At 49.5% G+C, this 12,829-nt stretch carries 12 protein-coding genes and 1 other annotated feature; of the genes, 7 read left to right on the top strand and 5 right to left on the bottom strand.

Going from position 1 to position 12,829, the window contains the following annotated elements; translation table 11 throughout:
- Positions 1 to 5: 5 nt before the first annotated feature.
- From AC2CGA_RS08355 to AC2CGA_RS08340, 4 genes are all read left to right on the top strand, one after another.
- Positions 6 to 1,196, top strand: coding sequence for an aminotransferase-like domain-containing protein (locus AC2CGA_RS08355; protein WP_103695164.1), 1,191 nt, complete (start codon positions 6 to 8; stop codon positions 1,194 to 1,196).
- A 180-nt stretch (positions 1,197 to 1,376) separates the two neighbouring features.
- Positions 1,377 to 2,093 carry a (Fe-S)-binding protein gene (locus AC2CGA_RS08350; RefSeq protein ID WP_007613889.1) on the top strand — a complete coding sequence of 239 codons (717 nt, stop codon included), beginning with the start codon at positions 1,377 to 1,379 and terminating at the stop codon, positions 2,091 to 2,093.
- Positions 2,094 to 2,120: 27 nt separating this feature from the next.
- Positions 2,121 to 3,551 (top strand): LutB/LldF family L-lactate oxidation iron-sulfur protein, encoded by a 1,431-nt coding sequence (locus tag AC2CGA_RS08345; RefSeq protein WP_139885386.1) that lies wholly within the window; start codon positions 2,121 to 2,123, stop codon positions 3,549 to 3,551.
- Positions 3,551 to 4,273: a LutC/YkgG family protein gene (locus AC2CGA_RS08340; protein WP_041481921.1), complete on the top strand. Its 723-nt coding sequence runs from the start codon at positions 3,551 to 3,553 to the stop codon at positions 4,271 to 4,273. The genes AC2CGA_RS08345 and AC2CGA_RS08340 overlap by 1 nt, the downstream gene beginning before the upstream one ends.
- A gap of 34 nt (positions 4,274 to 4,307) precedes the next feature.
- On the opposite strand, the gene AC2CGA_RS08335 is transcribed toward AC2CGA_RS08340, so the two are convergent.
- The 3 genes from AC2CGA_RS08335 to AC2CGA_RS08325 form a co-directional block, all read right to left on the bottom strand.
- The gene (locus tag AC2CGA_RS08335) at positions 4,308 to 5,636 is read right to left on the bottom strand and encodes a GntP family permease (RefSeq protein ID WP_484480165.1); all 1,329 of its coding nucleotides are present in this window, start codon (positions 5,634 to 5,636) and stop codon (positions 4,308 to 4,310) included.
- 26 nt (positions 5,637 to 5,662) lie between these two features.
- Positions 5,663 to 7,207, bottom strand: a complete 1,545-nt coding sequence (gene gntK, locus AC2CGA_RS08330; RefSeq protein WP_007407372.1) for a gluconokinase — start codon at positions 7,205 to 7,207, stop codon at positions 5,663 to 5,665.
- A 182-nt stretch (positions 7,208 to 7,389) separates the two neighbouring features.
- A complete protein-coding gene (locus tag AC2CGA_RS08325) occupies positions 7,390 to 8,247 on the bottom strand; it encodes a MurR/RpiR family transcriptional regulator (RefSeq protein ID WP_032858358.1) in 858 nt (285 codons plus the stop codon).
- Positions 8,248 to 8,398: 151 nt separating this feature from the next.
- Here AC2CGA_RS08325 and AC2CGA_RS08320 point away from each other — a divergent pair, with 151 nt between their 5' ends.
- Complete coding sequence (locus tag AC2CGA_RS08320) at positions 8,399 to 8,527, top strand: hypothetical protein (RefSeq protein WP_003151590.1); 129 nt, start codon at positions 8,399 to 8,401, stop codon at positions 8,525 to 8,527.
- A 120-nt stretch (positions 8,528 to 8,647) separates the two neighbouring features.
- Positions 8,648 to 8,887 (top strand) — a binding site (T-box leader).
- Between the two features lie 61 nt (positions 8,888 to 8,948).
- Complete coding sequence (locus AC2CGA_RS08315; protein ID WP_003151592.1) at positions 8,949 to 10,289, top strand: amino acid permease; 1,341 nt, start codon at positions 8,949 to 8,951, stop codon at positions 10,287 to 10,289.
- Between the two features lie 34 nt (positions 10,290 to 10,323).
- Here AC2CGA_RS08315 and AC2CGA_RS08310 read toward each other — a convergent pair whose 3' ends face one another.
- On the bottom strand, positions 10,324 to 11,241 hold the full coding sequence (locus AC2CGA_RS08310; RefSeq protein WP_003151595.1) for a DMT family transporter: 918 nt from the start codon (positions 11,239 to 11,241) through the stop codon (positions 10,324 to 10,326).
- A 97-nt stretch (positions 11,242 to 11,338) separates the two neighbouring features.
- Between AC2CGA_RS08310 and AC2CGA_RS08305 the strand changes: the two genes are divergently transcribed.
- The gene (locus tag AC2CGA_RS08305) at positions 11,339 to 12,217 is read left to right on the top strand and encodes a LysR family transcriptional regulator (protein WP_003151597.1); all 879 of its coding nucleotides are present in this window, start codon (positions 11,339 to 11,341) and stop codon (positions 12,215 to 12,217) included.
- Between the two features lie 31 nt (positions 12,218 to 12,248).
- On the opposite strand, the gene AC2CGA_RS08300 is transcribed toward AC2CGA_RS08305, so the two are convergent.
- The gene (locus tag AC2CGA_RS08300) at positions 12,249 to 12,656 is read right to left on the bottom strand and encodes a hypothetical protein (RefSeq protein WP_003151600.1); all 408 of its coding nucleotides are present in this window, start codon (positions 12,654 to 12,656) and stop codon (positions 12,249 to 12,251) included.
- Between the last annotated feature and the right edge of the window lie 173 nt (positions 12,657 to 12,829).

Here is a 12,829-nt window from a genome sequence, read left to right as displayed (position 1 = left end):
ATCACATGCAGGCCGAATCTTTTTTTTCTGACCATGTAAAGAAAGCTCTGACAAATGATCCTCCCGGGGAATGGATGCCGGCAGTTCCGAAAGCGTGCATCCCTCTGCATTCCGGCTATCCCGATCCCGCGCTCGTTCCTGATAAGGAGCTGAAAGAAGCCGTCTCCCGCCTTCTGGATGAGGAGCGCGATCTGCCGCTGCATTATATAGGAAGCCCGAGGACGGCCGTTTTCAAAAAGCAGATTCAAGAACGGTTAGCCATCCGCGGCATTCACTGCCGGGACGATGAGCTGATCGTGACGTCAGGCGCCTGTCAGGCGATAGATCTGGCTGCGCGGGTTTTCCTCGATGAACAAACCGCCGCTGCCGTTGAAGCACCGGTCTATATGGAAGCGCTCGAGATTTTTAAAAATTATACACCGCATATCATGAGCATTCCGACAGATCAAGAGGGCCTGCAAACAGAAACATTAGCCTTCATGCTTGAGGAAAGAAAACGAAAAGGGCTTCTGCTTCCCCGTCTTCTCTACACGACACCCGCTTTTCAGAATCCTGCGGGAACCGTAATGTCAGCGAAGCGGAGAACCCGCCTGCTTCAGCTTGCCGAAACGTATGATTTTCTCATCTTGGAGGATGATGCATACGGCGAGCTCGGATTCACCGATATTCCGCCGCCCTTGAAAGCCATGGATCAAAACGGCCGGGTGCTGTACGCCGGTTCATTATCAAAAGTCATCGCCCCGGGTATGAGGATCGGCTGGATTGCAGGAGACGCCGCATTCATCACGGCATTGTCATGGTTAAAAAAAGACTTAGGCCACCCGTTTTCCCAAGCGGTGACCGCCGTCTATCTGGAACAAACGAATATTGAAGAACGGCTCGCCGCCTTGCGGGAAGCATATCGAAGCAAACGTGATGTTTTGCTCGCCGCATCAGCGCGATATCTTCCGGAATCCGCATCCTGGCACGTACCTGAAGGCGGTTACTTTGTATGGGTGAAAGCGCCGGGGGCTGATACGTCCGCACTGCTGGCGAGGGCTCTGTCTCACGGCGTTTCCTATGTACCCGGAAAATATTTTTTTCCGCATCAGGAAGACGGTGCCGAATATCTCCGCCTGTCGTTCAGTTTTCCCGGTAAAGCCGCGATAAAAGAGGGTGTGCAAAAACTGGGACACCTGCTGAAAAACGGGATCTAGAGGAGCATGGGAAGCTTTCAGGCTTCTCTTTTTTTGCACCCTTCAGCGCATCGGGCGAAAGGATTTTTCAGAAAAACCTTCCAATCCATATTCAGAATAGTGTAGGATATTTATAGAGCTTTCCAAAAACAGGTCATCAGATGACCGGATCACATACTGAGGATGAAAGAGGGGTTCATCATGAAAGTCTCATTATTTGTCACGTGCCTTGTGGATATGTTTCAGACCAATGTCGGAAAGGCGACGGTTGAGGTGCTGGAACGGCTCGGGTGTGAGGTGGATTTTCCCGAGGGGCAGATTTGCTGCGGGCAGCCCGCATACAACAGCGGGTATGTGACGGATGCGAAAAAAGCAATGAAGCGGATGATTGCCGCGTTTGAAGAAGCGGAGTACGTCGTCAGCCCGTCAGGTTCCTGTACGACGATGTTCCGTGAATATCCGCATCTGTTTCAGGACGATCCGAAGTGGGCCGCAAAAGCGCAGCAGCTTGCGGACAAAACATATGAGTTAACGGATTTTATCGTCAACGTTCTCGGGGTGGAGGATGTCGGGGCGGTGCTGCATAAAAAAGCGACAGTCCATACATCGTGCCACATGACGAGGCTGCTCGGCGTGTCGGAGGAGCCGATGAAGCTTTTGCGCCATGTCAAGGGGCTCGAGCTGACCGCGCTTCCCGGAAAACACCAATGCTGCGGATTCGGAGGAACATTTTCTGTGAAAATGGCGCAAATCTCTGAACAAATGGTGGATGAAAAGGTCGCCTGCGTGGAAGACACGGAGGCCGAGGTGCTGATCGGGGCGGATTGCGGATGTCTGATGAATATCGGCGGGCGTCTTGACCGTAAGGATAAAAACGTCAGAGTCATGCACATCGCAGAAGTGCTGAACAGCAGATAAGACGAGAAACAACAAGGGGGTAAAATCATGGCGATGAAAATCGGTACCGCCGCTTTTAAAGAGCGGGTATCAGAAGGAATAGATAATGAGTTTATGAGAGGAGCCGTCTCCGGAGCGCAGGAACGGCTCAGGATAAGGAGGCTTCAGGAGGCCGAGGAATTGGGAAACTGGGAGGATTGGCGTTCACATGCGGAAGAAATCAGACAGCATGTGCTGGACAATCTTGATTTCTATTTGGAACAGCTCGCCGAAAACGTCGCCAACAGAGGCGGGCATGTCTTTTTCGCCGAAACGGCGGAAGAAGCGTCCTCCTATATCCGCGATGTCATCCGGCAGAAAAACGCCAAAAAAATCGTAAAATCCAAATCCATGGTGACAGAAGAAATCAATATGAACGAAGTGCTTGAGGAAGAGGGCTGTGAAGTCACAGAAACGGATCTCGGCGAATACATTCTCCAGATTGACGATCACGATCCGCCGTCACATATCGTTGCTCCCGCTCTTCACAAAAACAAAGAGCAGATCCGTGACGTGTTTAAAGAGAGACTCGAATACAAACAGACGGAAAAACCGGAAGAGCTCGTCATGCACGCGCGCAGCGTTCTCCGGAAAAAATTTCTCGAAGCGGATGTCGGCATCACGGGCTGCAACTTTGCAATCGCGGATACCGGATCGGTCAGTCTCGTGACAAACGAAGGAAACGGCCGCCTTGTGTCAGCGCTGCCGAAGACGCAGATCACCGTGATGGGAATGGAGCGGATCGTTCCTTCATTTTCTGAGTTTGAAGTGCTTGTCAGCATGCTGACGAGAAGCGCGGTCGGCCAGCGGCTTACAAGTTACATTACGGCGCTGACGGGCCCCCGGCAGCAAGGAGAAGCTGACGGGCCTGAGGAATTTCATCTCGTGGTTGTGGATAACGGGCGTTCCCGCATACTCGGCACGGAATTCCAATCGGTGCTGCAATGTATCCGCTGCGCCGCCTGCATCAACGTCTGTCCCGTGTACCGGCATGTCGGCGGACACTCGTACGGGTCCATCTATTCGGGTCCGATCGGCGCCGTCTTATCGCCTCTTCTCGGCGGATATGACGAATACAAGGAGCTCCCGTACGCATCTTCCTTATGCGCGGCCTGTACGGAAGCGTGTCCGGTTAAAATTCCGCTGCACGAGCTGCTGCTCAAGCATCGGCAGAACATTGTGGAAAAAGAGGGCAAAGCGCCGATCAGCGAAAAACTGGCGATGAAAGCCTTCGGGCTCGGCTCGTCATCCCCGTCCCTTTATAAACTGGGATCGAAATGGGCGCCTGCCGCCATGACGCCGTTTACGGAGGATGACAAAATATCAAAAGGGCCGGGGCCGTTAAAAGAATGGACGGCAATACGGGACTTCCCGGCGCCGCATAAAGCGAGATTCAGAGATTGGTTTAAAGACCGGGAAAAACAAAAGGGGGAAGAATGATGATGAAAGGGACGGTTACACATCAGGAATCCTTTCTAAACCGGATCGCCGGAAGTCTGGGCAGAGAGCGCAGGAAATCAGGCGTGTCCCTGCCTGAATGGAAGTATCAGCCTCAATATCAAACGCATGCGGACTGTACGGAAGACGATCTTGTCACGATGCTGAAAGACCACTGCGTCAACATTCATACCGAACTGATCGAAACGGATGCAGCCGGGCTTTACGACGCTTTGCGCACGCAGGTGAACCGCTTTGAAGGAGGGCCTGTCATCATTCCGAACGACAGCCGGTTTGAAATGTACGGCTTGCAGACCCTTATGACAGAAGAGTGGCCGGACGAAGGGATTCCCGTTTGGGAATGGGACGCGGAACAAGGAGCGAAAAATATTGAAAAAGCGGAACAAGCGAATGTGGGCATCACATTCAGCGAGATCACGCTTGCGGAATCAGCCACCGTCGTTTTGTATGCGTCAGAGCATGCCGGCCGTTCCGTCAGCCTGCTTCCGACCACCTATATCGCAATCATCCCGAAATCTTCCATTGTGCCGAGAATGACACAGGCCAGCGATATACTGAAACAGCAGATCAGAGACGGCGTCACCGTTCCTTCCTGCATCAACTATATTACCGGACCGAGCAACTCGGCCGATATCGAAATGGATTTGGTTGTCGGCGTCCACGGACCCGTTAAAGCCGCTTATATCCTTGTGAATGACCGATAAAAAACAAACCCCGGTTTGCGGCCGGGGTTTGTTTTTATATAAACGCGTTAATGATCATGATAAAACAGATCGCACTGACAGAAATAATCGTTTCCATCGCCGTCCATGTCAGGAACGTTTCTTTTACCGTCATTCCGAAATACTCTTTTATGAGCCAGAAACCGGAGTCATTGACATGTGACAGAATCAAAGAGCCCGCTCCCGTTGCCAAAACGAGAAGCTCGCTGCTGACGCCCGGCATGACAGATGCAATCGGAGCAACAATGCCGGCCGCCGTCATCATGGCGACAGTCGCTGAACCTGTGGCGACACGGATGACCGCCGCGATCGTCCAGCTTAAAAGAACGGGAGATAAGCTTGAGTGCTTCGCCATGTCAGCGATATACGTGCCGACGCCTGAATCAATCAGGACGTTGTTAAAAGCGCCGCCGGCTCCGATCACAAGCAGAATGGAAGCGATCGGTCCCAGACAGTCATTGCTGAATTTTAAAATGCTTTCCCTGTCGAAGCCCTGATAAAAACCAAGGCTGAAAAAGGAGTAAACCGTGGCGATCAAAAGCGCCGTGACAGGGTCTCCGATAAATTTAAAAGTTTCATAGAGCGTGCTTTTTTCCGGAAGCGCAATTTCGGCAAGCGTTGCCATAAGCATCAGGATCACCGGTACCAATATCGTAAACAATGTATTTGCGAATCCCGGAAGCTTGCGTTTTTCATTCCGTTCAATAAATTGTTTTTTCAACAGTTCGGGAACGGGTTTATGAATGCGCTTACCAATCCATTTTCCGTAAAGAGGCCCCGCGATGATGGCAGTCGGAATACCGACGATTAAAGAATACAAAATCGTTTTTCCGACATTGGCGTGATAAATGCCGACAGCCGCCATCGCCGCCGGGTGGGGCGGAACCAATCCGTGCACGACGGAAAGTCCCGCAAGGAGAGGAATCCCGATCGTCACTAATGAAACCCCGGTTTCAATCGCAATCGTAAACAAAAGCGGCACGAGCAGGACGAAGCCGACCTGGAAAAAGACCGGGATGCCGACAATAAAAGCGACGGCCATCATCGCCCAATGCACTTTCTTTTTGCCGAAGCGGCCGATCAGGGTGTGGGCGATCCGCTCCGCACCGCCTGATTCAGCCATCATTTTTCCGAGCATCGTACCGAGGGCCAGCACGATCGCAAGCAGAGACAGCGTATTGCCGAGCCCGGTTTTCATCGAAGTGATAATGTCCGGCAGATTCATGCCCGTTGCGAAACCGACAAGGATGGATGTAATCAAAAGACTGATAAACGGATTTAATTTAGCGACTGTAATCAATAAGAGTAAAACGATAATAGCGGCAATGACAATAAACAGTAACATGACCTTTTCACCCTTTCAAAGAAGAATTAACGGCTTTGTTTGAGCTGAAATTCACTGATGACGTCAAATTCATCTTTGAGCTTGTCATACAGCCGCTCGTATAAGTAAAACAGCTCAATATATGTTTCGCTGTTTTTGACGTTCGGTTCATGGCGGTGCGAAATTCTGATCCAGTCCTGAACATCCTCGATCCGTTCCATTTCGCCAAGGCTGTGCAAAGCGAGAACGGCCGCTCCGAGCGCAGAGGCTTCGTAACTTTCCGGAACGAGGACTTCCCGTCCCATCGTATCGGACAAAATCTGCCTCCACAGCGGCGATCTCGCAAATCCTCCCGAAGCCCGCACGTCTTTTGCGGGGCCCGCCAAATCTCTCAATGCGACACCGATTGAAAAGACGCTCATGATGACGCCTTCCAGCACCGCTCTGATAAAATGCTCCCGTTTATGGCGGAGGCTGATGCCGAAAAACGTTCCGCGGGCATTCGGGTTCCAAAACGGCGCGCGCTCCCCTGATAAAAACGGCAGAAACAGCAATCCCTCAGAGCCTGCGGGCACTTTATCAGCAATATCAATCATTAAATCGTACGGATCAATGCCGAGCCGCTTCGCCGTTTCAACTTCCGGAGAAGCGAATTCGTCTCGAAGCCAGCGCAGCATAATGCCTCCGTTATTCGTCGGGCCTCCGATGACCCAATGCTTGTCAGTCAGCGCGTAACAGAATGTCCGCGCTTTTTCATCCGTAATCGGCGCATCCGTCACCGAACGCACGGCTCCGCTTGTTCCGATCGTAACGGCCACTTCGCCTTTGCCGATCGCGCCGACTCCCAGGTTGGCGAGCACGCCGTCATTTGCGCCGATAATAAACGGTGTATCCGCATGGATGCCCATCCGTGCAGCGATTTCCGGCGCAAGGCCGCGCAGCTGATGAGTGGTCGGCACAATGTCCGACAGCTGATCTTCCCGGATTCCGGCAATCCTGAGCGCTTCTTCATCCCAGGAAAGCGTATCTAATCGGAACAGTCCCGTTGCCGAAGCGATCGAATAATCGACGACATAAGTTCCGAAAAACTCGTGCAGAATATATTCTTTAATACTGATGAATTTGGCGGTTTTCGCGAATGTCTCCTTGTCCTGTTCTTTCATCCACACAATTTTGGAAAGCGGAGACATCGGATGAATCGGCGTACCCGTTCTTTTATAAATATCAAAACCGTTCATCTCTTTTAAAATCCGTTTTGATTGCTCGGCGCTGCGGTTGTCCGCCCAAATGATGCTTTTGGTCAGCAGGCCGCCGTTTTGATCGACAGCTATCAATGAGTGCATGGCGGTGCTGATGCCGATCGCAAGCAGATTGTCAGGACTCAGTCCGGCCTTTGTGACGGCGCCCCTGATGCTTCCGATCACCGCTTCCAAAATGTGCTCAGGATCCTGCTCGGCCCATGCCGGCTTTGGCTGTATTAAATCATAGTGAACCGAATGCTTGGCTAACACTTTGCCTCTTGGTCCGAACAGAACGGCTTTCGTACTGGTCGTGCCGATATCCAGACCGATAACAGCTTGGGTTTCCTTCATAATATATCCCGCCTAATCTGATTGAATAATAAGATAGATTTATAATGTATGCCCTTACAAAGTCAATTATAGGAATAATTTTTTTATAAATCAACGATGAAGAAGAAAAATTTTTTCATAAAATTGCCTCAATTCCCGCTGTATCGGCTTTCTCTCTTTTGAAAAAAATATTTAGAAAACGATTACAAACGTTTGTGCGCGATCATTTTTCTGATTTGCTGCAAGTTGGCGAGCGTTTTCTCCTGCCGCAGCCGGGCCGTGGCGAAATACAGTGTATCAATGACCGACAGCTGGGCAAGCCTTGCGGACATCGCCTCCGTTCTGAAAGCCGTCTCCCTTGTTGATGTATACAGCACAACGTCGGAAATCTGGGTGAGCGGCGACTTTTGGTAGCTTGTAATGCCGATCGTGCCGGCGCCGAGCGATTTGGCCGTTTTCACCGCGTCGAGCACGTCCTTGTTGCTCCCCGAATGAGAAATGCCGATGACTGCACTCTCAGGACCGAGAAGACCCGCTGACATCGCCTGAAAGTGAGAATCCGTGTGCGCGATGCAATTTATACCCGTACGCATAAATTTATGATACGCGTCAGTGGCGATCAGCCCGGAACCGCCGTTTCCGTAAAATTCGATTCTGTCTGCGCGGTGGATCATTTCTGCCGCTTTTTCAACGTCGGCCGGATCTAATAATTGAAAGGTATCGGTCAGACCGGAAATGTTTGTGCGGAAAACTTTCCGGATGATGACTTCGATATCGTCGTCGGGGCTCATTTCTTCATGAATGTGCTGCACCGGCTCCTGAACGATCTCCTGAGCCAGCGCGATTTTTAAATCCTGATAGCCGGAAAAACCGAGCCGCTTGCACAGCCTGAAAATCGTCGCTTCAGAGCTTTTCGTTTTTTCGGCCAGCTGAATGATGGAAAGGTGAACCACGTCTTTCGGTTCCTTCACGATATGGTCTGCAATCGCTCTCAATTTTGGCGACAAACCTTTGCTGGCCGCCTGAATCTTCCCGATGCTGCTTGAATTCACAGGGGTCATACTATAACCTCCCTACTCGAATGTAAACGCATACTTTTATGATAAAGCAAGTTTCAATATAAGGAAAACAGAATTTTAAAATTGTTTTTTCAATTTTGTGTATAAAAAAAGAGAAAAAGCCGCCGATGATAGAAAGTGAGGAGGCATCTGAATGAAAAAAGCATGGATTCTCGTCATATCATTCGGCATTGCGCTTGCGCTGTTTTTATACGCAAACACAAAGGTGAAAGCGGAAAGCGCGGCGCCGGAAAGCAAAGCCTTGTGTCCGGATTTCAGCTGAAATTTCCGAATCACCGGGAAGGACAATAGACGGAAAAAATTAGTATTGACTTTGAAAATAGAAGACTGTATATTATGTTACTATATTCAGAAAATAAAAACTCAAGAGATTCATTTAACATAAAACACTGTGAACGGGAGCAGTAAGAGAATCCAGTCAGAAAAAGAGAGCCGCGGGTTGGTGAAACGCGGACTGATTGTTCTTTGAACTCGCCCGGAAGTGGCAGGGCGGAACGGAATTGTCGGAATATTCCCTATGTCCTAACGGCTGACCTTCGTTAAAAGGTTTTTAAGCTGGATTCCGGATATTCGGGATCAACAAGAGTGGTACCGCGGCTGCCTGAGGCACGCCGTCTCTTTTCCTAAAGAGGCGGCGTGCTTTTTTATGTGATGAACACTTTTTGCGAGAGGGCGTGTGATAGATGGAAAAGGACAAGCAAACGTTAAAACGGACGATGTCGTCCAGACACATTATGATGATGGCGCTTGGAGGCGCAATCGGGGCCGGGCTCTTTAAAGGCAGCAGCACGGCGATTGATGAAGCGGGGCCGTCCGTGCTGTTGGCCTACCTCCTCGGCGGAATTATTCTGCTGTTTATTATGCAGGGGCTGGCCGAAATGGCCGTCAGAAACAAACATGCAAGGACGTTCCGTGATTTGGTTCAGCAGTCTCTAGGATCGTACGCTGCATACTTTTTAGACTGGATCTATTGGAAAATGTGGGTGCTCAATATTGCCGCGGAGGCGGTCGTAGCCGCCATTTTCATTCAATATTGGCTGCCGGAATGTCCGATATGGATACTGGCTTTGATCATTTCCATCGTGGTGACGGTCGTAAACATGCTTTCTGTGAAACTGTTTGCCGAGACGGAGTACTGGCTCGCGCTCATTAAAATTACGGTGATTGTCATCTTTATATTATGCGGAATTCTGCTATTATTTTTCTCATTCGGCAATCACACGGCGCCGGGGCTGTCTCATTTAACGGATCACGGAGGGTTTTTCCCGCATGGAGCGGGGGGCGTCATTACGGCGATGCTCGTCGTGATCTACTCATACGGCGGAACGGAAATCATCGGCGTCACGCTGGCGGAGACAAAAAACCCCGAAAAGGTGATTCCGAAAGCTGTCCGAAGCACGTTAACGCGGATTGTCGCTTTTTACTTGCTGCCGTTTTTCATCATCGTCAGCCTGATTCCTTGGAATCAAGTCAACAGCGTTCCCGAAAGCCCGTTTGTCATAGTATTTAAGATGATCGGAATTCCGGGTGCCGACCATATTATGAATGCCGTCATTCTTCTTGCGATTATCTCGTCTATGAACTCGGGACTGTACGGATCATCCCGCGTCTTATTTACGCAGGCTTCTGACGGCCGGGTGCCGAAAATCTTTTCAAAACTTTCGAAGAAAAAGGTTCCTGTCTATGCGATTCTGACTTGTACGTCATTTTTATATGTAGGCGTCCTGATTTCTTTATTCGCAGGAAGCCGGACGTTTAATTATTTGATGGGTTCCCTCGGCTATACCGTGCTGTTCATCTGGCTGATTATCGGATTCGCCCATTTAAAATCAAGAAAACATTCAACAGAACAGCCGGCTTATTACGTCAAATGGTTCCCGTACACGACATGGTTCGCGGTGCTTGCGCTTTTGGCCATCCTGATCGGCGTAATTGCGACGACATCCATCGTCATCACATGCATCACTGCGGCCATCTATCTCCTCATTACGGCTGCGTATCTCGTAAAAGGGAGACGTCAATAAATAAAAAAACTCTTGCCCCGCGGCAAGAGTTTTTTTAATGAACGGCCTTTTTTTCTGCGGCCAGAGCAGGTGTTTTCAGTTTCTTCGGTGTTATATTCACAAAACAAATGCTTGTGACGATCAGAAGCAGTCCGGCTAAAAGGCTGACGGTCAGCGGCTCATGCAGAAATATCGAGCTGACGACAATGGATATGAGCGGGATCAGGAAGGTGTAAGAGGCAACCTTGCTTGCTTCCCCTGAACCGACAAGCGTAAAAAAGGCGAGCCAGCCGAGTGCGATGACAAATACCGAAATGAACAGAAGGCTGAGAATGAACGGAGCTTTCCATTGAATCGCTGAAAAGCTTTCTGAAAAATGGCCGGAGCTGACAAGCAGCACGCCGCCGATCAGAAGCTGAAGAGCGACCATCCAGATAGAGTCCGCGCGTCCGCCCGTTCTTTTCACATATACCGTGCCGAGCGCCCAGCTGACCGCGGAGCCCAGAGCCAAAAGAATGCCGGCGATGGAAATATGGCCTCCGAAACCGGCTGCGCTGATGACGGCGACACCGGCAAAGCCCAGAATAAGACCGGCTATTTTTAAAGGATACATCGATTCCCCGAGCCACAGCCAAGAAAAAACGCCCATTAACACCGGCTGGAAAAACACGATGGCTGAAAATAAGCCGGCAGGCAGGTAATTCAAGCCGACCGTTTGCAGGCCGTAAAATAAAGTAATATTTAAAATGGCAGAAATAAGATAGATCGGCCACGTTTCTTTAAAACGCAGCTTTTTAAAACGGGGCAGCGCCACCATTAATAATAGAAGTCCGCCGATCAGCGTGCGGATTCCGGCAAACAGAAGAGGCGGCGAATAGGCGAGCGCGGCTTTTGTCAGCGGCCAGTTAATTCCCCATACCGTGACTAGAAACGCCAGCATAAGAGCCGTCTGTATTTTCGAAAGCTGTTTCACGTCGTTCACTCCTTGTAGAACAATTCCATCATATGATACGGTAATCAGTAAGATAAATAAAATGAATCTTTTTTATAAGGAGCATAAGTAAAACGTTATGACGATTACACAACTGCGGGTTTTTGTTCAAATCGCTGAAACGGGAAGCTTTACAAAAGCGGGGCAGGCGCTGAATATGACGCAGCCCGCCGTCAGCCATGCCATCTCGGCGCTTGAGTCAGAGCTCGGCATCAAGCTGATCATCCGCGAGCGCCGCAACGGCGTAAGGCTCACGGACACGGGCGGAAAAATTCTCGTTCATATCAGAGAGGTGCTCAAAGGCATAGAAAAAGCCGAGCAGCTGGCGGCCGCGGAAAGAGGGCTTGAACAGGGAACGATTCACATCGGCACATTTCCGGCCGCTTCCGCTTATTTCATTCCAAAACTGATCAGCGTGTTTAAAAAACGGTATCCGAAACTTGAGTTGGTGCTTCATGAAGGAACGGTTAACGAAGTAAAGGAATGGCTCCGCTCCCGGGTAATAGATGTGGGGATCACTCTTTTTCCTACGGAAGACATGGAATATCTGCCGCTGAAAAAAGATAAAATGGCCGTCGTGCTTAGAAATGATCATCCGCTTTGCAGCTGTGAGTCAATTACTCTGAAAGATCTTGACCGCCAGCCGATGATCATCTGTGACGGAGGATACGAATCACCGTTTATTGATATGTTTAAGGAGGCAGGGTCTGTGCTGACTGCCGCATTCACTGTTTACAACGTCAATACGTCCATCAGCATGATCAAAGAGGGGCTGGGAATAGCGATATTATCACAAATGTCTATGTCCGGAATATCGCTGCCGGAAAATGTCGTGACAAGGGAACTCAATCAGGCGGTGTATCGTGATGTTCTGCTTGCCGTTCCTTCTGTAAAAGAGGCTTCATTGGCGGCAAAACTTTTTATTCAAATCGCGCAGGAGCTCACAAAGAATGAATAAAAAGACCCTAATGATCTTAGGGCCCTGAATCTTATCGGTTAATTTTAAAAGAGTTTGTCGTATTGACAAGTTTTGAACCGCTGAACGTAGCTTTGACACGATAATAACCTGTCTTGCATCCTTTTAAAGAGAATGACTTAGTCACCCTTACTGAGAAAGAAAAGGTTGTTTTTTTGCAAGTCGTCCATTTCTTTCCGGACTTTCGCTGTAAGTATAGGTTTCCTTTAAAGGTTCGATCTGACGGATACGCTGTACTGAGAGTGAAATCGACACTTTTCGCTTTTTTCGTGTAGTAGGAGGCATCGGTAAATCCGCTTACATTTAAATGCTGCTGAGTGCCGGAATAAAAGTCTGCGGCATATGCCTTATCGGTGTTTCCGGTAAAGAAGATTGCTGCCAGTAAAGCTGTTGTGAGTGCCATTAAGATTTTTTTACGCATATAGACTATGACTTCCTTCCTATTCAATATATGACATATGTTAACATTATTGGTTCTGTTCTTTCAATGATATCTTTTCATTTTTATATCATTCTAGGCTCTTCATATCTGAATGTAATAGATTCATTCATACAGAGTTCACTAGTGACGATCGCTGACTGATTGTTCGAAGA

The organism is Bacillus sp. SYZHCR11 (genome assembly GCF_057196865.1).
Note: the sequence above shows the minus strand (reverse complement) of the source record. Positions and strands in the feature narration are given on the sequence as shown.

Bases quoted from the DNA above. Each gene is read 5' to 3' on its own strand.
- AC2CGA_RS08355 (WP_103695164.1), top strand. From the start codon at position 6: ATGCAGGCCGAATCTTTTTTTTCTGACCATGTAAAGAAAGCTCTGACA.
- AC2CGA_RS08350 (WP_007613889.1), top strand. From the start codon at position 1,377: ATGAAAGTCTCATTATTTGTCACGTGCCTTGTGGATATGTTTCAGACC.
- AC2CGA_RS08345 (WP_139885386.1), top strand. From the start codon at position 2,121: ATGGCGATGAAAATCGGTACCGCCGCTTTTAAAGAGCGGGTATCAGAA.
- AC2CGA_RS08340 (WP_041481921.1), top strand. From the start codon at position 3,551: ATGATGAAAGGGACGGTTACACATCAGGAATCCTTTCTAAACCGGATC.
- AC2CGA_RS08335 (WP_484480165.1), bottom strand. From the start codon at position 5,636: ATGTTACTGTTTATTGTCATTGCCGCTATTATCGTTTTACTCTTATTG.
- gntK (WP_007407372.1), bottom strand. From the start codon at position 7,207: ATGAAGGAAACCCAAGCTGTTATCGGTCTGGATATCGGCACGACCAGT.
- AC2CGA_RS08325 (WP_032858358.1), bottom strand. From the start codon at position 8,247: ATGACCCCTGTGAATTCAAGCAGCATCGGGAAGATTCAGGCGGCCAGC.
- AC2CGA_RS08320 (WP_003151590.1), top strand. From the start codon at position 8,399: ATGAAAAAAGCATGGATTCTCGTCATATCATTCGGCATTGCGCTTGCG.
- AC2CGA_RS08315 (WP_003151592.1), top strand. From the start codon at position 8,949: ATGGAAAAGGACAAGCAAACGTTAAAACGGACGATGTCGTCCAGACAC.
- AC2CGA_RS08305 (WP_003151597.1), top strand. From the start codon at position 11,339: ATGACGATTACACAACTGCGGGTTTTTGTTCAAATCGCTGAAACGGGA.
- AC2CGA_RS08300 (WP_003151600.1), bottom strand. From the start codon at position 12,656: ATGCGTAAAAAAATCTTAATGGCACTCACAACAGCTTTACTGGCAGCA.